This window comes from Glutamicibacter sp. AGC46, from assembly GCF_053543715.1.
This window is the reverse complement of record NZ_JBLVOJ010000002.1, coordinates 1-19,614: the sequence shown is the minus strand read 5'-3', so window position 1 is coordinate 19,614 and position 19,614 is coordinate 1. Positions and strand designations below refer to the sequence as shown.

At 66.2% G+C, this 19,614-nt stretch carries 18 protein-coding genes; 4 read left to right on the top strand and 14 right to left on the bottom strand.

Annotated elements, in window-relative coordinates; all coding sequences use genetic code 11:
- Nucleotides 1-2: 2 nt before the first annotated feature.
- The 4 genes from ppgK to mmsB all read right to left on the bottom strand — a co-directional run bounded on the left by ppgK (nucleotide 3) and on the right by mmsB (nucleotide 4,023).
- Complete coding sequence (ppgK, locus tag ACNPM8_RS00465) at nucleotides 3-812, bottom strand: polyphosphate--glucose phosphotransferase (protein WP_332488031.1); 810 nt, start codon at nucleotides 810-812, stop codon at nucleotides 3-5.
- A gap of 70 nt (nucleotides 813-882) precedes the next feature.
- Nucleotides 883-1,947, bottom strand: coding sequence for an ROK family transcriptional regulator (locus tag ACNPM8_RS00460; protein ID WP_105658888.1), 1,065 nt, complete (start codon nucleotides 1,945-1,947; stop codon nucleotides 883-885).
- Nucleotides 1,948-1,978: 31 nt separating this feature from the next.
- Nucleotides 1,979-3,076 carry an alcohol dehydrogenase catalytic domain-containing protein gene (locus tag ACNPM8_RS00455; protein WP_133834921.1) on the bottom strand — a complete coding sequence of 366 codons (1,098 nt, stop codon included), beginning with the start codon at nucleotides 3,074-3,076 and terminating at the stop codon, nucleotides 1,979-1,981.
- Nucleotides 3,077-3,078: 2 nt separating this feature from the next.
- Nucleotides 3,079-4,023, bottom strand: coding sequence for a 3-hydroxyisobutyrate dehydrogenase (mmsB, locus tag ACNPM8_RS00450; protein WP_133834901.1), 945 nt, complete (start codon nucleotides 4,021-4,023; stop codon nucleotides 3,079-3,081).
- 141 nt (nucleotides 4,024-4,164) lie between these two features.
- Here mmsB and ACNPM8_RS00445 point away from each other — a divergent pair, with 141 nt between their 5' ends.
- Entirely contained in the window at nucleotides 4,165-5,094 is a 930-nt protein-coding gene (locus tag ACNPM8_RS00445; RefSeq protein WP_359192634.1) for a LysR family transcriptional regulator, read from the top strand.
- Nucleotides 5,095-5,101: 7 nt separating this feature from the next.
- On the opposite strand, the gene ACNPM8_RS00440 is transcribed toward ACNPM8_RS00445, so the two are convergent.
- Nucleotides 5,102-5,644 carry a hypothetical protein gene (locus ACNPM8_RS00440; protein ID WP_448939023.1) on the bottom strand — a complete coding sequence of 181 codons (543 nt, stop codon included), beginning with the start codon at nucleotides 5,642-5,644 and terminating at the stop codon, nucleotides 5,102-5,104.
- A 320-nt stretch (nucleotides 5,645-5,964) separates the two neighbouring features.
- The gene (locus ACNPM8_RS00435) at nucleotides 5,965-7,344 is read right to left on the bottom strand and encodes an MFS transporter (protein ID WP_133834904.1); all 1,380 of its coding nucleotides are present in this window, start codon (nucleotides 7,342-7,344) and stop codon (nucleotides 5,965-5,967) included.
- 174 nt (nucleotides 7,345-7,518) lie between these two features.
- On the opposite strand from ACNPM8_RS00435, the gene ACNPM8_RS00430 reads away from it, so the two are divergent.
- Nucleotides 7,519-7,869: a CHY zinc finger protein gene (locus ACNPM8_RS00430; RefSeq protein WP_286172321.1), complete on the top strand. Its 351-nt coding sequence runs from the start codon at nucleotides 7,519-7,521 to the stop codon at nucleotides 7,867-7,869.
- On the opposite strand, the gene ACNPM8_RS00425 is transcribed toward ACNPM8_RS00430, so the two are convergent.
- The 3 genes from ACNPM8_RS00425 to ACNPM8_RS00415 form a co-directional block, all read right to left on the bottom strand.
- Nucleotides 7,866-8,315 carry a universal stress protein gene (locus tag ACNPM8_RS00425; RefSeq protein WP_448939022.1) on the bottom strand — a complete coding sequence of 150 codons (450 nt, stop codon included), beginning with the start codon at nucleotides 8,313-8,315 and terminating at the stop codon, nucleotides 7,866-7,868. The two genes, ACNPM8_RS00430 and ACNPM8_RS00425, sit on opposite strands and share 4 nt — an antisense overlap.
- 50 nt (nucleotides 8,316-8,365) lie before the next feature.
- Nucleotides 8,366-9,571: an NAD(P)/FAD-dependent oxidoreductase gene (locus ACNPM8_RS00420; RefSeq protein ID WP_448939021.1), complete on the bottom strand. Its 1,206-nt coding sequence runs from the start codon at nucleotides 9,569-9,571 to the stop codon at nucleotides 8,366-8,368.
- 164 nt (nucleotides 9,572-9,735) lie between these two features.
- Nucleotides 9,736-11,625, bottom strand: a complete 1,890-nt coding sequence (locus tag ACNPM8_RS00415) for a BCCT family transporter (protein ID WP_388025288.1) — start codon at nucleotides 11,623-11,625, stop codon at nucleotides 9,736-9,738.
- A gap of 224 nt (nucleotides 11,626-11,849) precedes the next feature.
- On the opposite strand from ACNPM8_RS00415, the gene ACNPM8_RS00410 reads away from it, so the two are divergent.
- Nucleotides 11,850-13,040 (top strand): S8 family serine peptidase, encoded by a 1,191-nt coding sequence (locus ACNPM8_RS00410; RefSeq protein ID WP_448938858.1) that lies wholly within the window; start codon nucleotides 11,850-11,852, stop codon nucleotides 13,038-13,040.
- A gap of 1 nt (nucleotide 13,041) precedes the next feature.
- Nucleotides 13,042-13,275, top strand: a complete 234-nt coding sequence (locus tag ACNPM8_RS00405; RefSeq protein ID WP_426733596.1) for a hypothetical protein — start codon at nucleotides 13,042-13,044, stop codon at nucleotides 13,273-13,275.
- A gap of 41 nt (nucleotides 13,276-13,316) precedes the next feature.
- Here the strand turns inward: ACNPM8_RS00405 and ACNPM8_RS00400 are convergent, their stop codons facing one another.
- From ACNPM8_RS00400 to glyA, 5 genes are all read right to left on the bottom strand, one after another.
- Nucleotides 13,317-13,925 carry a sarcosine oxidase subunit gamma gene (locus ACNPM8_RS00400; protein ID WP_133834910.1) on the bottom strand — a complete coding sequence of 203 codons (609 nt, stop codon included), beginning with the start codon at nucleotides 13,923-13,925 and terminating at the stop codon, nucleotides 13,317-13,319.
- On the bottom strand, nucleotides 13,918-16,815 hold the full coding sequence (locus tag ACNPM8_RS00395; RefSeq protein ID WP_448939020.1) for a sarcosine oxidase subunit alpha family protein: 2,898 nt from the start codon (nucleotides 16,813-16,815) through the stop codon (nucleotides 13,918-13,920). Before ACNPM8_RS00395 ends, ACNPM8_RS00400 begins: the two co-directional genes overlap by 8 nt.
- The gene (locus tag ACNPM8_RS00390; protein WP_133834912.1) at nucleotides 16,812-17,126 is read right to left on the bottom strand and encodes a sarcosine oxidase subunit delta; all 315 of its coding nucleotides are present in this window, start codon (nucleotides 17,124-17,126) and stop codon (nucleotides 16,812-16,814) included. Before ACNPM8_RS00390 ends, ACNPM8_RS00395 begins: the two co-directional genes overlap by 4 nt.
- 11 nt (nucleotides 17,127-17,137) lie before the next feature.
- Nucleotides 17,138-18,355, bottom strand: a complete 1,218-nt coding sequence (locus ACNPM8_RS00385; RefSeq protein ID WP_359192659.1) for a sarcosine oxidase subunit beta family protein — start codon at nucleotides 18,353-18,355, stop codon at nucleotides 17,138-17,140.
- A gap of 2 nt (nucleotides 18,356-18,357) precedes the next feature.
- Nucleotides 18,358-19,614: serine hydroxymethyltransferase (glyA, locus tag ACNPM8_RS00380; RefSeq protein ID WP_448939019.1), on the bottom strand; the 1,257-nt coding region annotated here is incomplete at its 5' end.

Sequence of the window (19,614 nt, the reverse complement as noted above, 5' to 3'; positions counted from 1 at the left end):
TCCTAGTTGCCGGGTTTCAGCGCGCGGTGCGCAGCGCCCAAGACCCCGGCGGCGTTGTTGAATTGGGCAGGCACGATCCTGGCTCGCAGTTCCAGCTGCGGCAGGAACTTTTCGTGGTCTTCCGAGATCGCTCCGCCAATGATGATCAAATCCGGGCTGCACAGGAATTCCACGTGGGACAGGTAGCGTTGCAGGCGGGCGATGTACTGCTCCCAGCTGAGGTTTTCCTCGTGCATGACTCGCGCGGCGGCCTTGCTCTCGGCATTGAATCCGTCGATTTCGAGGTGGCCGAATTCGACGTTCGGGAAGAGCACGCCGTCGCGGAAGAAGGCCGAGCCGATGCCCGTGCCCAGGGTCAGCAGCAAGGTGCTGCCCTTGACGGGCTTGCCCTGCTCGGCTCCGGCACCCGCGTAGACCTCGGCCACGCCGGCGGCATCCGCGTCGTTGAGCACAAAGACGTCGCGGCCCAGGATCGCGCTGAAGCTGGCGGTGGCATCCAAGCCGATCCAGGCCTTGTCGATATTGGCCGCCGAGTGCACGACGCCGTCGATGACGATGCCAGGCACGGTGACGCCAGCGGGGATTCCTGCCAGCTCGTCGCCGGTGAGCTCCTGCAGGTCGGCAACGATGCCCGCCATCACCTGGGCGACAGCATCCGGATGCGCGCCCTCAGGGGTAGCTGCCTTGCTGAAGGTGCTCTCAACAAGCTTGCCGTCGGTTCCAACCAATCCGTACTTGATCGACGAGCCGCCCAGATCAAGCCCGATGGCAGCGAACTGCGACGTGGATGCCGATGCGTCAGATGGTGCCATCAGTGGTCTCCCCGGTGAAGCAAATAAAATTTTAAGGACTCTTTACAATATATAGCTTGGATCACTTTGGTCAACGTACCCGGTAGTTTTCCCATAAGTTGGCCAAGGCCAGCTCCCGGGCGCCGGCCAAAGCGCCGCGTGCCGCGGCCTCGGTTCCCAAGGTGGAAAGCTGAACATGAACCGGTTTGGGCAGCAAGCTGTTCAGTTCGCTTTCCAGCGCCGCGCACAATTGAGGCGTGAGCCCCGGGCCGATGGCCACCACTCGCTGCGGATCGACGAAGCCGATCAGGTTGGCCAGGACACGGCCGAACGGGGACAGGAAGGCTGGCCAGTTCCGTTCATCGGCCAGTTTTTCCCAGAGCACGCGGGTCTGGAACATCCCGGCCTCGCCGAGCGCATCGCGCAGGTTCGCGGTGCCTACCAGCTGGGTCTCCAGCTCGCCGGCGGTGCCGTGCTTGCCGCGGTGCAGCGCACCGTCGATGACCAGGCCTGCGCCCAGGCCGGAACCGATGTAGATCATCATCAAGGAACCGGCCAGCTCCCCGGCTTCGGCCAGGGCCATCCAATTCACGTCGTTATCCAGCAGCACCGGAACCCCGCCGGCGAACTGGCCGGCAAGGTTGGCCCCGGAGGAAGGGAAAATCGGGGTGGCCAGGACTCGCAGCCCGCCATCGCGTTGCACCGGGGCTGACTGGCTCACGGCCCCGGCCAGCAATGGGGAGCCGAGCTCAGCGGCCACGCGGGAGATCTCGCGGGCTCCCATTTGCTCTACCTGCGCGGCGGTGGTTTGCGCCGTCAGCGGGTAGAAGCGGTCCACCAGCGTCTTTCCGGCCAAGTCGGTGGCGCGGACCTGCAGGAATTCTGCCTGCAGGCACAGTGCCAGCAGGTGGCCGAAGCCGCTGTCCAGCGCATAGTGCTCGGGAACGCGGCCGCGCTTGGGCTCGTTGTCCCGCTCGATGGCCGAGGCCAGGCCGTTCTCCTGCAGGCGCGAGATCGCCTGCGATGCGGTGGGCTTGGAGATCCCCAGATCCGCAGCGATCTGGGTACGGGTCGCCGGGGCTTGGCAAAGGTAATCGAATACCCGGATGTCAGTCAGCGTTGCCAGGGCACGGGGCCCCGCAGTGGAATCAGTCACCCACCAATCCTACTGGCCTTCTGCCCTGATTTCAGGGCAGCAGAACTTGGCGCACCGACCGTCCCTCGGCTAGTGCATCCAGGGCGTCGTTGACCTCGGCCAGCGGCCTGGTTTCCACGAGTTTCTCCACAGGGAGCTTGCCGGAGCGCCAGAGCTGCTCGTAGTAGGGAATATCCTTCTTCGGCAGGGCAGAACCCATGTAGCTGCCGATGATCGTGCGTGCTCCTGCGGTCAGGCCCAGGGGCTCGATGCTGCTCATCGCGCCCGGAGCCGGAAGCCCCACGGTCACCAGGGTTCCGCCCACGCCGGTGGCCTGCAAGGCGGTTTCGAAGGCACGCGGATGCCCCGCGGCCTCGATCACGATTTCGGCGGTGCGCTGCCCCAGGGCCTGCGGCGTGAAGGCTTCATCGGCGCCCAATGCCAGCGCGGTGGCCAGCTTGTCCTCATTGGCGTCAACGGCCAGGATCCGGCCGGTGCTCCTTTGCCCCGCGGCCACCAGCAAGGCGGCCATGCCTACCCCGCCCAGGCCGACGATGGCAACATCCTGGGCGCCGGTTGCCCCGGCGGCATTGCGCAGTGCACCGCCGCCGGTGAGCACCGCGCAGCCCAGCACCGCGGCCACTTCAGCAGGAACATCCGCGCCCACCGGGATGAGGCTGCGCGCATCCATTACCGCGTAGTCGGCAAAGGCCGAGACACCGAGGTGGTGGTGGACCGGCTGGCCGTCGAGGGCCAACCGGCGAGCGCCGGTCAGCAGGGTCCCGGCGCCATTGGACGCGGTGCCGGCGCTGCACGGCAGCTTGCCGCCCTTGGCGCAGGCTTCGCATTTCTCGCAGCGCGGCAGGAAGACCGAGATCACCTGCTGGCCGATGTCCAGATCCACCCCATCACCCACCTGCTCGACGATGCCTGCTGACTCATGGCCCAGCACCATCGGCAGCGGACGCGGCCGGTTCCCGTCGATCACCGACAAGTCCGAATGGCACAGTCCGGCCGCGGTGATGCGCACCAGCACTTCGCCGGGCCCGGGCTCTTCGAGCTGCAGCTGGCGCATCGCCAGCGGCCGGTGCTTGGCATAGGGCCGCTGGTTCTCCCGGCGCTCAAGCACCGCGGCATGGATCCGGCGCATGCTCAGCCCGCGGTTGGCTGGTTGGCCTCGGCCGACTCCGGGTTCCACCCGCGCACGGCACCATCTGGCAACAAGTTCTTCACGATCAGCGAGCAGTCCTTGTCCCCCAGCCCCTGCTCGATCAGTTCGTCGAAGTGCTCGCGGGCCAAGCTGGCTGCCGGCAGCTGCACCCCGGTGCTTGCGCCCGCGTCCAGGGCCAGCCCGATGTCCTTGCGGGCCAAGTCGGTGCGGAAGGTGGCCTCGAAGTTGTTGTTCGCCGCGGCGGTATCGATGATGCCCGGCACCGGATACCAGGTCTGCTGCGCCCAGGAGCGTCCCGAGGAGACCGAGGCGATCTGCCAGAAGACTTCCGGGTCCAGGCCCAGGGCCTCGGCCAGCTGGGAGCCTTCGGCGCTGGCCATCAGGTCGATGAACAGCATCATGTTGTTGCAGATCTTGGCGGCAATGCCCATGGAGGGGCCCCCGGCGACGATGGTCTTCCCGCTCATCGGGGCGATGAATCCGGTGGCCTGCTCCATCAGTTCCGGTGCCCCGCCGAGCATGAAGGCCAGGGTTCCGGCCGCGGCCCCGGAGATGCCGCCGGAAACCGGCGCATCGACGAAGTGCAGGCCGCGCTGCGCGGAGCCCGCGTGGATGTAGCGGGAAGTTTCGATGTCCACCGTGGAGGAATCCAGCAGCAGCATGTCCTTGCTGGCGTTGGCCCAGATGCCGGCGCCGCCCTCATAGACCGCGCGCACGTGCGCTCCCTTGGGCAGCATGGTGAACACGGCGTCGGCCTGGTCCATGGCTTCGGCGATCGATCCGGCTATCTGGACTCCGCCGTCGGCCGCGGCGGCGCAGGCCTGCTCGTCCAGGTCGTAGCCGCGCACGGTGTGCCCTGCGGCCACCAGATTCGCGGTCATCGGTCCGCCCATGTTGCCCAGGCCAATCCATGCGTACGTGCTCATCTGCACACCCCTCGTCCTTGAGTATTGTCCTTGTCAGGCCAGCGTAGGGTGCGCGGCGTGCCAGACTCAATGCACTGGGGCACGCCAATTGCGCAGGCCTAGTGTGCGCTAGCGCACACGAGGCATGGCAGACTGTGGACCATGGACCGTCAGATCGATTACCGCCATCTCGAATCCCTCATTGCCCTGCTGACCGTTGCGCGCCTGGGCCGCTACACCGCCGCCGCGAATGTTCTCGGGGTGAACCACTCGACGATTTCCCGTCGCATCGACGCACTGCAAAAAGCCATGGGCGGCCACCTGCTCACGCGCTCTCCCAACGGCTGGGAACTGACGGACCTGGGGCGCCGGGCCATGTCCAGCGCGGAAGCCATCGAGCAGGCCGTGGAAGCCATCGGCTCCCAGAAGGAGACCGGTGCATTGGCCGGCCATGTGCGCGTCGCCGCTCCCGACGCCTTCAGCGCCCACCTGGCGGCTCCGGCCCTGGCAAAGCTCCAGCTAAAGCATCCGCAACTGGTCTTCGAGATCGTTTCGGAAACCACCCGTGCACGGCAGACGCGGACCGGCATGGATTTGGAGATTGTCATTGGCGAACCCAGCGTCCGCAAGGCGGCCTCCACAAAACTCCTGCATTACGAGCTGCGGCTCTACGCCACGGCCGAATACCTGGAAGCCCACGGCACCCCGGCACAGGTTGCCGACCTGGCCGGGCATAGCCTGAACTACTACATCGACACCGCGCTGACGGTGGACAAGCTCGACGAGGCCACCGGCGCCTTGCCGCCAATGCACCGCGCGATTTCCTCCACCAGCATCGCGGTGCAATATGCGGCCACCATGAACCATGCAGGCATCGGCTTGCTCCCCACTTTCCTCTCGGAGCACTACCCGAATATGGTTCCGGTGCTCCATGACCAGTTCACCTACCAGTCCGAGTACTGGCTGGTGGGACGCGAAGAAGCCTTGCGCAGCCGCGCGGTCCAGGAAACGGTGCGCGCGCTCAATGATGCAGCCACCGCCGGCGACTGGTTCATCCCGCCATTCCCGGCGTACAACTTGTCCTCCGGCTAGGCGCCGTTCACCGTGGCCCGGCGGATTCCCAGTCCACGATGGCTTGCAGCAGCTGCGCCACTGATCGGGCGCTGTCCAGCCGGAGCACCGGACGGACTTCGTTCTCCAGCCAGGCCTCATGGCGGGCGCGGCTGCGTCCGCTGAAGTCCGGGTCATCGTAGCCAGCTGCCCACGCCATGAATTGTTCCAGGGCTCCGAGTTCCAGGGATTGCCCGCTCAGGCGCTGCTTCTCGCGTTCTGCAAGACGGCGCAGGCGCACTTGGGGATCCAGCGTCAGGAAAACGAAGGCATCGCATTGCGACAGGACTTCTTCTCCCCATCCCTGCACTGATCCGGACAGTACCCAGGCTTTGCGCGGAACGAAGACCTGGTTCATGAGCATGGTTCGGGCAGCCGGCGCACGCTGCTGGCGGTATGGAGGATCGGTGGGAACCCAGAAGTAGTCGTCGCTATCGGCATGCGGCACGGACCAGGCATCGGCCACGGCGCGCGCGAGGGTCGTGGTGCCACTGCCGCTGGCACCGAAGATATGCAGCCTGCACCGCTTCATCCAGAGCCCCGACGGCAAACTTGGCTACTTTTCATTATTCTTCTTGCTGCTCCGGCGCCGCCCGTATGAAGCGCAAGCGGCAACGAAGCCAATACCGAACAGGAACGCCAACAGGTACTCGATTCCCATCTGCCCGTGCACCCCGCAATCGCATCATGCTGGGGACAGTGATTTCCACCGAACCCCATCCTTCTTGGCTGCCAGACTCGCAGATCGGCAACGGCGGCGCAAGCCGATGGCCCGCCCGCAGGCCACCGAACACGCCCAAGGCCAGCCCCGTCCGTGGAGCTGGCCTTCGGCGTCGTGCTGGATCTTGCGGCTTACTTCTGCATCTTCAGTTCATCGCGGGCGGCATTTTCGCCGTTCACTGCCAGCCGGTCCGCCTCGTCGATCTCGCCGAGGTCCAGCCCCTTGGTTTCCTTCATGAAGAACACCGCCACCAGGGTGACCAGGGCGGCGAACACGATGTAGCCGGCCACCGGAACCCAGGATCCGTAGACTTTGAGCAGGAAGGTGGCGATGATCGGGGCCATGGACCCGGCCACGATCGAGGTGACCTGGTAGCCCAGCGAAACGCCCGAGTAGCGCATGCGGGTCGGGAACATCTCGGCCATGATGGCCGGCTGCCCGGCGTACATCAGCGCGTGCACACCCAAGCCCAGCACGATGGTGGCCAGGATGACCGCATCGTTGGCGGTATTGAACAGCGGGAAGGCCGCCACGCCCCAGACGGCCATGAGCACCACGCCGGTGGCGTAGACCGGGCGGCGGCCGAGGGTGTCGGTGAAACGGCCGACGATCGGCACCAGGATCGCGTGGATCACGTGGGCAATGAGCATCAGGCCAAGGATCGTGGAGGTGTCCATGTCCAGCTGGGTGGCCATGTAGGTGATGGAGAAGGTCACCACCATGTAGTACATGATGTTCTCGCCGAAGCGCAGGCCCATGGCGGTGAACACCCCGCGCGGGTAGCGCTTGAAGACTTCGCCCACGCCGTAGCCGGCAGCCGCGTTCTGCTCCAGCTCAGCCTTGGCCTCCTTGAAGATCGGGGCATCGGAAACGCGGGTGCGGATGTAGTAGCCGACGACCACGATCACCACCGAGAGCCAGAAGCCGATGCGCCAGCCCCACGCCAGGAAGGCCGCTTCGCTCAGCGTTGCCGAGAGCACCAGCAGCACCACGGTGGCCAGCAGGTTGCCCACCGGCACTGCGGCCTGCGGCCAGGAGGACCAGAAGCCGCGTTCCTTGTTCGGCGCGTGCTCGGCCACCAGCAGCACCGCGCCTCCCCATTCCCCGCCCACGGCGAAGCCCTGGGCGAAGCGCAGCACGATCAGCAGGATCGGTGCGGCATAGCCGATGGAGTCGAAGGTGGGCAGGCAGCCCATCAGGAAGGTGGTTGCGCCGACCAGCACGATCGCCACCTGCAGCAGGTGCTTGCGTCCGTACTTGTCGCCGAAGTGGCCGAAGACGATGCCGCCGATGGGGCGGGCAATGAAACCGACCGCGTAGGTCAGGAAGGCCTTGATGATGTTATCCAGATCGTTGCCGGTATCCGGGAAGAAGATCTTGTTGAAGACCAGGGTTGCCGCGGTCGCGTAGAGGAAGAATTCATACCATTCGACGACGGTGCCAGCCATGGAGGCTGCTACGACCCGGCGCAATCCCTTGCGCTCGGCCTTCGATGACGTTTCGCTTGCCACTGTGCGTTCCTTCCGCCCACGCCAGTACCCCCTTTGGAACCGGCCTCATCAGCGAGTATGGCCTAGATCACATCGCGAAAGATAGGCGAAACGAGGCATAGTGGGATGCAGTTTCTGCACATTCAGCGTGCATTTCTGCACACGCAGCGGCGGCTGCATGAAAGGTCGAGGATGATGGCTTGGGAAAACCCCGTGCACCAGGTGGCGTTGCGAGGCGTGCGCATGGATGCGCAAACCCGTTGCGCCCACTACCACTCCTTGTTCGATGTGATCGCACTGAAGCACGACTGCTGCGCCACCTTCTACCCCTGCCACCTCTGCCATGGCGAACTGGCCGATCACGAGGCAACGCCGTGGCCGGCGGACCGGTTCGATGAACCCGCCGTGCTCTGCGGGGTCTGCAGCACGCAGCTGAGCCCGGCGAAGTACCTCGATGCCAGTTCCTGCCCGAACTGCCAGGCCCTGTTCAATCCCGGCTGCAAATTGCATCTGGACTTGTACTTCGAGATGAAGCCAGCCAGCTAGTCCCAGGGCAGTTCGTTCTCTTGTGCAGGCTGCTGCGGGATCACCAGCACCGGACGATGCTGCTTGTGGGCCAGCGCCACGGCGATCGACCCGTCCATCAGCTGGGCCATCTTGCTGCGGATCCCCGGACGGCGGGTGCCGACGACGATCATCTGCGCATCGAGCTGCTCGGCTACCGCAGCCAGCACCTTGGCAGGGGCGCCGGCCACGGTGTAGCTCTCGAGCTCGACGCCGGTAATCACCGAAGTGATTTCCCAGGCGAGCTCCTCGGAAACCGGGCTGGCCGAAGCCAGCAGGTCGCCCTCGGACAGCTTGTCGGCAATCAGGCGTCCGGAATCAGCGTGGATGCACACCAATCGTGCATCCAGCCCGCGTGCCAGGGCACCGGCCGCCGCCAAGACCGCCGGGGACATGCCCGATTCCACGCCCATGACCATAGTGCTCATCAGCTCTACCCGCTTCCCTTATTGGCAGTTCCGGTCGAAGGAACTGCAGTTCACAAATCCTTGAGCGCTATGGCCGGATCGCTGAGCCGGTCAGCGTCGATCTCCCGGCCCACCAGCCCGCGCAGGGTGTCATTGGAATCCCAGATGTTCACGTTCGCCGCAGCGGTGATTTCCGATCCGTCCTGCCAGAACATCAAGAACTCCCCGGATTCCATATCCCCGCGCACCACCGTCGTATCCCCGGGCGAACCATGGCCGACATATTCCATCCCGAGATCGAATTGGTCGGTGAAGAAGTAGGGCAGCCAGTCATAGGACCTTTCCTCCCCGGCCAGCGTGGCCGCGGCCAGCTTGCCTTGGCGAATCGCGTTATCCCAGTGCTCGACGCGCAGCTGCCTGTGCAATGCGGTGTTGAAGGCCTGGGCAATGTCCCCCACGGCTAGTATCCGCGCGTCGCTGCTGCGCAGCGAGGCATCCACCACGACGCCGGAGTCCACGTCCAGCCCGGCAGTCTCGGCCAGCTGCACATTCGGCTGCGCACCCACGGCCAGCAGCACCAGGTCGGCACGCGAGGAGCCCGCATCGGAAAGCACCTGCAGGTGCCCGTCGGCTTCTTCGATGCCGTGCACCCGTGCAGTGCGCACATCCACGCCATGGGACTGGTGCAGCTCCAAGAGGTGATTTCCAAGCCGTTCGCCGAACACCTTGGCCAACGGGACCTCGGAGGGCGAGTAGACAGTCACCCGTGCCCCGCGCTGGCGGGCGGCTGCCGCCACTTCCATGCCGATCCAACCCGAACCCACCACCGCCACCTGGGCGCCCTCGACCAGTTCTGCACGCAGGGACTTCGCATCGTCCAAGGTGCGCAGCACGTGCACTGCGGGCAGGTCGTAACCGGGTATCGGGGTTCGGCCGCCCAGGCTGGCCCGCGAACCGGTGGCCAGCACCAGCTGGTCGTAGTCCAGTACGCTGCCATCGGCCAGCAGCACCTGCCGCTTGGCGGTTTCGATGCTGGTGGCTGCGACGCCCAGGCGCAATGCGACATCATGGCTTGCGTACCAGGACGCGTCATGGACGGTGAAATCCGCCGGTTCCTCCTTGCCCTGCAAGAACCCCTTGGACAGCGGCGGGCGCTCATAGGGCAGCTGCGTTTCCTCGCTGACCAAGCTCAGCGCCCCGGTGTAGCCGAGCTCGCGCAGTTCGCCAACAACGCTCGCGGCGGCCAGGCCGCCCCCAAGGACAACGATCGATTCCATGCTGCACCCCACTGCTCAACGACGATGTACTTTGATCCTCACACCCCATGGCCAGCTTGGCAACCTCTGGCCAGTTCACTGCCGGGAAAAGGAGAAACCGGCGAGCGGGCCGCTGCCTGCGGCCACCCCCCCGGCTGTCAGTCATCCGCCTGCCCCGGCGGCTGCTACCGCTCGCCGTCCTTCTTCCGGCGCCCCCGGTCTGCGTTCTCCTCGCGGCGGCCAAAGGCACCCCGGGTGCGCGTCACCCGGTAGTCGATGCGGTCATCGACGTAGCGGCGCAGCTCCGGCTGGTCTTCGAGCGTGGCCCACAGCTCGTCGGAGACGTGCTCGGTGACCCGCTCGAGGCGGAGCTTGGCCTCGATGATCTCCAGCGTCTTGCTCTCGTGGCGCAGCCCCTTGATGGTCGCCACCGCCATCATGATCATGATGATGCTGAAGGGCAGCGCCGTGGCCAGCGAACCGGCCTGCAGCGCCTGCAATCCGCCAGCCATCAGCAGCGCCGCGGCGAGCAAGCCCTCGAGCACCGCCCACAGCACGCGGGACCAGGTCGGCGGGTTCGGGTGCCCGCCGGAAGCCAGCATGTCCACCACCAGCGACCCGGAGTCCGAGGAGGTGATGAAGAAGATCGCCACCAGGATGATTGCCATCACCGAGAGGATCGAGCCCAATGGCAGGTCCTGCAGGATCTGGAACAGCGAGCCCTCGGCGGAAACCGCCCCGTCCTGGACCATGTCCCCCGCTCCGAAGAACTGGCGGTACAGCCCCGCGCCGCCCATCACAGAGAACCAGAGGAAACCGACGATGGTCGGCACCAGCAGCACACCCAGGACGAACTGGCGCACGGTGCGGCCGCGCGAAATGCGGGCGATGAAGATGCCCACGAACGGGGCCCATGCGATCCACCAGCCCCAGTAGAAGACCGTCCAGCTGGAGAACCAGGTCTGCGCTTCCTCACTCTGCTGGAAGGCGCCGACGTCGAAGGTCATGTTCATCCAATTGGCCAGGTACACGCCCAGGGACTGCACGAAGTTCTGGAAGAGGAACAGCGTTGGGCCCAGCAGCAGCACGCTGATCATCAGCAGCCCGGCCATGGACAGGTTGATGTTCGAGAGCCATTTGATGCCTGCGCCCAGGCCGCTGACCACGCTCATGGTGGCCAGGAACGTGATCACGACGATGAGGATGACCAGCAGCGTGTTGTCCACCGAATCCACCAGCCCGATGGATTGCAGTCCCGAGCTGATCTGCTGCACGCCCAGGCCCAGCGAGGTCGCGATGCCGAAGACCGTGCCGAAGATGGCCAGCACGTCGATCACATCGCCCAGCCAGCCCTTGACCCGCTCCCCGAGCACCGGTTCCAGCGCCCATCGGATGGAGACCGGGCGGCCGCGGCGGTGGATCGCATAAGCCAGGGCCAAGCCGATGACTGCGTAGATGGCCCACGGATGCAAGCCCCAGTGGATGAAGGTCTGGGCCATGGCCAGGCCCGCCAGTTCCCCTTCGGTGCCTTCCCATCCGGGCTTCGGGTCGACGGTGGCGTACATCAGCGGTTCGCCCACTCCGTAGAAGACCAGGCCGATGCCCATGCCGGCGGCGAAGAGCATCGCGAACCAGCTGAACAGCCCGAATTCTGGCTTCTCCCCGTCATTGCCCAGGGTGATCCGGCCCAGCTTGGAGAAGCCGATGACGATCACCAAAGCCACGAAGCCGCCGATGATCAGCATGTAGTACCAGCCCAGGTTCGTCACGATCCAGTTCTGCATCGCGTTGAACGTAGTGCTTGCGGTATCCGGCAGCACGATGGCGAACACGGCCACCGCGAGGATCACGACCAGCGCCGGCCAGAAGACCGCCGGAGCGATCCCGCCCTTGCCCAGGCGCACGCCCTGCCGGCGCAGCTTCGCGGTGATCTGCGCGTCGGTGTCATTTTCTGCAATATGCATATGCACCGGAATCGGCGCAGTATGCGGGGATGCCTCCGGCTCCGCGTCCAGCGGCCTGGGCAGCTCGCTGTTGGACTCCGCGGAGTCCGAGTCGTCGATTTTCTGGGTCATCGTCTCCAACCTTCCTTGCATTGTTGTCCTTCTGCTTTACACCCTTGTAGCTTGTGCGCCCAGAAGCAAGCTGATCTGCGATAAAAAGCTTGCGAAGCCGGGAATGGGAGTTTGCGCAAAGTCCTCACCGCCCCGGGCTAAACGTCTGGCGCAGCGGGTAGGGTGCGAAGTAACTCGCCAAGCACGCACCGGCGTATGCCGGAAAACCAGCTAAGGAGCCAGCCATGCATACTTCCCGCCACCAAAGCACCGAAGCCGCTGAAGTCCCGGGCCGCTACGTGCTCGTCTTCGACCAGCCAGCTGCCGGCGCCCCTGGCCTGGCCCAAGTCCAACGCGACACCGAACTGCCCCAGCTGCTGGCCGAACAGGGCTACTCCACCAGCGAATACTTCCCGATGCTGGGCATCGCGGTGGTCTCCAGCGGCACCGAGCAGCTGGAGGACTTCCGCCAGCGCTGCGCCGGGCATCGGCTGCCGGCCTCGGTGGTGCCGGAACTGGTCTACCGGATTCTGCCCGATGCCGCCAAGGCCCCGGGCCAGTCCCCGTTCGCGGACACCGCGGAATTCACCTGGGGCCTGCAAGCGGTGGGCGCAGAGCTGTCCAGCTACACGGGCAAGGGAATCAACGTGGCTGTGCTGGATACCGGCTTCGACAGCGCGCACCCGGATTTCGCCGGCCGCACCGTGGATGCCAAGTCCTTTGTCGATGGCGAGGACGCCAACGACGGCCATGGGCATGGCACCCACTGCATCGGCACCGCCTGCGGTCCGCGCGACCCGCAGCAGGGACCGGGCTACGGGGTCGCCTCCGAGGCCAATATCTTCGCCGGAAAGGTGCTGGGCAGCAACGGATCGGGTTCCGACTCCACGATCCTGGCCGGAATCAACTGGGCATTGGAAAACAAGTGCGAGGTCATCTCGATGTCCCTGGGTGCCGACGTGAGAACCGTGCACCCGCCCTATGTCACCGCGGGCCGGCGCGCCCTGGAGCTGGGTTCGCTGATCGTGGCCGCCGCCGGCAACAACGCGCAGCGCTCCGCCGGGAACCCGGGGTTCGTCGGCGCCCCGGCCAACAGCCCCTACATCATGGCGGTGGCCGCCGTGGATCCGCACCTGGCCGTCGCCGACTTCTCGGCACAGGCGCTGGATGCCCAGGGCGGCGCAGTGGATATCGCCGGCCCCGGCGTGGACATCTATTCTGCTTGGCCGGGAGAAAAACGCTACAACACGATCAGCGGCACCTCCATGGCCACCCCGCATGTGGCCGGCGTGGCGGCGCTGCTGGCCGAATCCACCGGGCTGCGTGCCCAAGAGCTGTGGGACAAGCTCCTGTCCACCTCCCGCGATGCCGCGCTGCCTGCTGAGGATGCCGGTGCCGGGCTGGCCCAAGCCCCGGCCGGGGCGGAAGGCCACTAGGATGTGCGACGTCCAGGTGCACATCTACGTGGTCACCGTGGTGGCCACCGTGGCCCCCGAATCCATCGTTGACCAGCTGCAAGCCCGCGGACTGCAGGTTAAGCAGGTGCTCGCTGCCCTGGGCCAGATTATTGGCGAGGGCAGCGAGCAGGTGGCCGCAGCGCTGCGGGATCTCGACGCGGTCGAATCGGTTGATGCCCAGCAGCGCTACCGGGCCATCGACGAGGGCAGCTAGCGCAGGATCACCGTGCGCTGCGCGCACCGCGCAAGGCCGGGCTATGGCACCGCTGGCGCGGCGAACTCTGCCATGGCATCGAGCAGCCAGCGCACGGCGTGCTCGGTGAACGAGGCACGCGGCATGATCCGCCAGCTCTGCTCGCCGGTGCGCCACAGCAGCACCGGAATATTCGCCAGCGAGGTGCTGATCGCCTGGTTCACGCCGAAGGCGCGCGGGTGCAGGTCCGCCGGGCAGCTCTTGCGCAGCACCAGCGGCGCATCCGGGCCGGAAAGTTCCAGCACGCTGCGGTTGGCCGAGAGGTCCACCACCTGCCCGGGCTGCTCGCCCAGGGCCGCGGTCAGCGCCCCGGCCAGCTCGGCGTTCTCCGCACTGGTGGCCAGGAACTCATCCGGCGCCAGCCACAGCACCGCGGTACCCGGCGCCTCGCCGGCCACCTGGCCCACCGCGGCGGGCAAGCCCACTCCGGTGGCCGCGGCCACCGCCGCATGCGCCGGACTGCCCGGCGCGCAGCGCAGCGAGATCTGGGTGGCGAAGGCGATTTCGCGCAGGCCCACGCGGCCGGCGATGCTGGCCGCTTCCATTTCCTGGGCCAGGTGCTGGGCCGGGGAACGGCGTACTTCGCTGTCAATCATGGTGTTGCTAGCCATCGCGACGGCTTCCTTCCGGGTCGTAGAGCACGGTTTCACAGACTTCGACGTCGACCAGCTGGCCGCCCACCGGGGTCTTGAGCACTTCGCCAATGCGGCTGCGCCCGTTCTTGATCAGCGCCAGGCCGAAGGTGCGTCCCAGCGCCGGCGAGTCGTAGAAGCTGGTGACCCAGCCTTCCATCGGGGTGATGCCCTCGGTGGCCATCGCGTCGGCGGCCACCAGCGCGGCACCCTCGGGCAGCCGCAGGGACTTGTCCACCGGCAGCACCGAGACCAGGTGCTTGCGGTCCTCCCGGAGGTTGTCCGCCCGGGAGTAGGAGCGGTTGCCGATGAAGTCCTTGACCTTGGAGACCACCCATTCCATGCCGGCATCCTGCGGGGTCACCGTGCCGTCGGTGTCCTGCCCGACGATGATGAAGCCCTTCTCGGCGCGCAGCACGTGCATGGTTTCGGTGCCGTACGGGGTGATGCCGTATTCCTGGCCGGCGGCGTACACGTCTTCCCAGACGCGCAGCCCGTGCCAAGCCGGCACCGCGATCTCGAAGGCCAGCTCCCCGGAGAAGGAAATGCGCGAGATGCGCGCTTCGATCCCGGAATCCAGCACCACGTCCTTGAAGGCCATGAACTTGAAGCCCTCGTTGGACACGTCCACGGTGGAGGCGACCTTGGCGATCACCTCGCGCGACTTCGGCCCAACCACCGCGACGGTGGCCAGCTGCTCGGTGACCGAGGTGCACACGACATCCAGCTCGGGCCATTCGGTCTGCAGCCACTCCTCCAGCCAGTCCAGCACGTCTCCCGCGCCGCCGGTGGTGGTGTGCAGCAAGAAGCGGTCCTGCGCCAGGCGCAGGGCTACCCCGTCGTCGAAGATCATGCCGTCGGCCTTGCACATCACGCCGTAGCGGCCCATGCCGACCTTCAGCTTGGTGTAGCCGTTGGTGTAGATGCGGTTCAGGAACTCGGCCGCATCCGCCCCGCGGATCTCGATCTTGCCCAGCGTGCTCGCATCGAGCATGCCCACCGAAGCGCGCACCGCGGCGGACTCGCGGTAGACCGCCTGGTCCATGGTTTCCCCCGGCTGCGGGTAGTACCAGGGGCGCTTCCACTGCCCGACGTCCTCGAAGGCCGCGCCGTGGGCCAGGTGCCAGGAGTGCATCGCGGTGATGCGCGCCGCATCCAGCTGCTGCCCGCGGTTGCGCCCGGCCAGGGCCGCGAAGGCCACAGGGGTGTAGGGGGCGCGGAAGGTGGTGGTGCCGATCTGCGCCGGGTTCTCGATGCCCAGCACCGCGGCGATCACGCCGATCGCCGCCACCCCGGAGGTCTTGCCCTGGTCGTTGGCGGTGGAGATCGAGGTGTACCGCTTGATGTGCTCCACCGACTTCATGCCCGCGCCGGTGGCGCGCAGCACGTCGGCCACGGACTGGTCGCGCTGCAGGTCCACGAAGTGGGCCGTGTAGTTCGCGGCGTCATCGCCCTTGGCCGATGGCACCAGCCAGACCGGACGGGTCTGGCCCAGCGCGGTCTCCAACGCCTGCGGGGTGCGGGCCACGGTGGCGAATCCTGCCGCGGTGGCAGCCGCGGCGCCGGTGGCGGCCCCGGTGGACAGGGCGCTGGCGGTATCCAGGCGCCCGGTCACCGCGCCGGCCAGGTGCTGGTTGGCCACCGCGGCGGCCGGGACGAAGGCGTGGATGGTGGTATCCCAGTCCAGCTTGCCCTGGCGCTGGGAGTGCAGGTGCACCACCGGGTTGAAGCCGCCGGCCACGGCCAGCACATCGGCTTCTAAGCGCTGGGTGGCCCCCAGTTCGCGGTGCTCGTCGAGCGTTGCGACCACGATGGCCGACAGCTCGCCGGCGGCATCCGCTTCGGTATCCACCACCACCGAACCCGGGATCACGGTGACTCCCTCGGCCACGGCGGCCGCGGCGGCGGCCGAAATGTTCTGCCGGGCGTCGATCACGGCAACCACCCCGCCGCTGGCCGCCAGTTCGGCTACCAGCTCGTAGGCCGAGTCGTTGGTGGTGGCCACGGCGATCTTCTGCCCGGCGCGCACGCCGTAGCGGTTCAGGTAGCTGCGCACCGCGCCGGCGAGCATGATGCCCGGGCGGTCGTTGTTCTCGAAGACGATCGGGCGCTCGTGGGCGCCGGTGGCCAGCACCACCTGCTGGGCGCGGATATGCCAGATGCGCTCGCGGGATACCCCGGGCTGCGACGGGCCGTCCAGGTGCACGGTGCGGCGCTGCGCGGCGATCAGGTAGTTCGCGTCGTAGGACCCGAAGACGGTGGTGCGCTGCAGGTGGGTGGTTTCTTCTGCTTCGGCCAGTTCGCCGGTGACCTGCTCGATCCACTGGCTGCTGTCCAGGCCGTCGATCTGCTCCCCGGCGGTGTCCAGCAAGGTGCCCCCGGCCTCGGCGCGCTCGTCGAGCAGCATCACCCGGGCCCCGGAGCGCGAGGCTTCGCGGGCCGCGGCCAGGCCGGCCGGACCGGCGCCGACCACCAGCACGTCGGTGTGCACGTGCACGTGGTCGTAGTAGGCCGGATCGGTGGCCGGGTCCAGCACGCCCAGGCCCGACAGCAAGGTGGCGTCCAGCCCGTCGGTGACCGCAACGGTGGTGGCCGGCAGCATCGACTCGTCGATGTCCTGCTCATGCCGGGCGCCGACGGTGACCAGCGCGTTGGGTTCCTCGACCCCGGCGGCGAAGATGCCGCGCGGGCGGTCCAGGTACAGCGAGTTGCCGGCCTTGCGCAGCCCGTTGGCCAGCATGGCGCTGGCCACGGTGGCGCCGCGGAAAGCGGAGAGCTGCGCGCCGCCAATGGACAGGGCCAGTGGTTCCTCGCGGTTGATGCGGGCGCGGGTGCTCTGCGCTGCAGGCAGGCGTTGCGGCTTGCTCATCGGGTGCCTCCTTCGGCGCTGCGGATGTCGGTGGTGCTCAGTTCGGGGCGTGGTTCGCTGGCCTGGTAGATGGCCTTGAACTCGTAGGTGACGGTGTCGCGCAGGGCGTTGAACCACTTGCGGCAGCCGCCGGCGTGGACCCAGCGTTCGGCGAAGATGCCCTTCTTGTTCTGCCGGTAGAACAGGTAGCGGGACCATTCCTTGTCGCTCAGGGCGCTCGGGTCCGCCGGGTAGGCCACGTGGGCTTCTCCCCCGTACTTGAATTCGTTCTCATTGCGTGGCCCGCAGTTCGGGCAATCAATCAGCATCATGGCGGTTGCTCCTAGTGTGCGACGGCTGCTGCGCCGTGCTCGTCGATCAGGTGGCCGGTTTCGAAGCGATCCAGGCTGAACGGCTTGTTCAGCTCGTGCGGCTCGTCGTTGGCGATGGTGTGCGCCAGGGTGAATCCGGCACCCGGGGTGCCCTTGAATCCGCCGGTGCCCCAGCCGCAGTTCACGTACAGGTTCTGGATCGGGGTCTTGGAGATGATCGGCGAGGCGTCCATGGTGGTGTCCACGATGCCGCCCCAGGTGCGCAGCACATGCGCCCGGGCGAAGATCGGGAACAGCTCCACGGCCGCGGCCATCTGCTCCTGGATGACATGGAAGGCGCCGCGCTGGCCGTAGCCGTTGTAGTTGTCGATGCCCGCGCCCATGACCAGCTCCCCCTTGTGGGCCTGGGAGACGTAGACGTGGATGTGGTTGGACATGACCACCGTCGGGTGCACCGGTTCGAACAGCTCGGAGACCAGTGCCTGCAGCGGGTGGGACTGGATCGGCAGTTCGAAGCCGGCCATTTCGGCCAGCACCGAGGAGTGCCCTGCCCCAGCCAGTGCGACCTTGCCCGCGTGGATGGTGCCGCGGGTGGTCTTCACGCCGGTGACCTTCTCGCCGTCCTTGATGAAGCCGGTGACTTCGCAGTTCTGGATGATATCCACGCCCAGCTCGTTGGCCTTGCGGGCGAAGGCCCAGGCCACGTGGTCGTGCTTGGCGATGCCGGCACGCGGCTGCCAGGTCGCGCCCATGACCGGGTAGCGGATGTCATCGCCGATGTTGATGATCGGGCAGGCTTCCTTGACCTGGGAAGGGTCCAGCCATTCGGCATCCACGCCGTTGAGCTTGTTCGCTTCCACGCGGCGCACGGATTCGCGCACGTCGCCCAGGGTGTGGGCCAGGTTCATCACGCCGCGCTGGGAGAACAGGAAGTCGTATTCCAGGTCCTCGGGCAGCTGCTCCCACAGCTTCAGCGACTTCTCGTAGATGCCCGCCGACTCGTCCCAGAGGTAGTTGGAGCGGATGATGGTGGTGTTGCGGGCCATGTTCCCGCCGGCCAGCCAGCCCTTTTCCAGGACGGCGACGTTGGTGATGCCGTGGTTCTTGGCCAGGAAGTAGGCGGTAGCCAGGCCGTGGCCGCCGCCTCCGACGATCACTGCGTCGTAGGACTTCTTCGGTTCCGGGTTGGCCCAGAGGAATTCCGGGTGCTCAGGCAGCAGATCAGCCATGGCTATTCTCCAATCTTCTTCAGGTTCGGGTACAGCGGGTGGGCCGCGGCAAGCTGCAGAACACGATCCTTCAGCTCCGGCAACACCGCCGCATTACCCTCAGCACCAGCAATCAACGCCTGCGCAATGATCTCCGCAACCTCAGCAAACGCAGCCTCCGAGAAACCACGGGTAGCCAACGCCGGGGTACCAATACGCAACCCCGAAGTCACCATCGGCGGACGAGGATCAAACGGCACCGAATTGCGGTTCACCGTGATCTCCACCTGCGCCAAAAGATCCTCACCCTGCTGCCCATCCAACTCGCTATTACGCAAGTCAACGAGCACCATGTGAACATCCGTGCCACCAGTCAAAACGCTGATGCCCTTGGCAACAACATCTTCCTGGGTCAAACGCTCAGCCAAAATACGCGCACCAGCCAAGGTCCGCTCCTGGCGCTCCTTGAACTCCGGCGAAGCGGCAATCTTGAACGCCACCGCCTTGCCAGCAATCACGTGCTCCAACGGACCACCCTGCTGGCCAGGGAACACCGCCGAGTTCAGCTTCTTCGCAATCTCCGCATCATTCGAGAGAATAATGCCGCCACGAGGACCAGCAAGCGTCTTATGCGTCGTGGAAGTCACCACGTGAGCGTGCGGGACCGGCGAAGGATGCAACCCGGTTGCCACCAGGCCAGCGAAGTGCGCCATATCCACGAACAGGTACGCGCCAACCTTGTCAGCGATCTCGCGGAAGCGCTGGAAATCCAGCTGGCGCGGATACGCCGACCAGCCAGCAACAATCATCTTCGGCTGGTTCTCGATGGCAAGGCGCTCCACCTCGTCCATGTCCACTTCATAGGTTTCCTCGTCCACACCGTAAGGAACGATGTTGAACAAGCGGCCCGAGAAGTTCAGCTTCATCCCGTGGGTCAGGTGGCCACCGTGGTTCAGGTTCAGCCCCAGCACGGTATCGCCCGGACGAACCAGCGCGTGGTACACCGACGCGTTGGCCTGCGCACCGGAATGCGGCTGCACGTTGGCGAACTTCGCCCCGAACAGGTCCTTGAGCCGCTCGATCGCCAGCGTCTCGATGACATCAACTTCCTCGCAACCGCCGTAATAGCGGCGGCCCGGGTAGCCCTCGGCATACTTGTTGGTCAGTACCGAACCCTGCGCCTGCATGATTGCTTGCGCAGTGTGGTTCTCCGAAGCGATCATTTCCAGACCGCGCTGCTGGCGCGCCAGCTCAGCGTCGATACGCTGCGCGACCTCCGG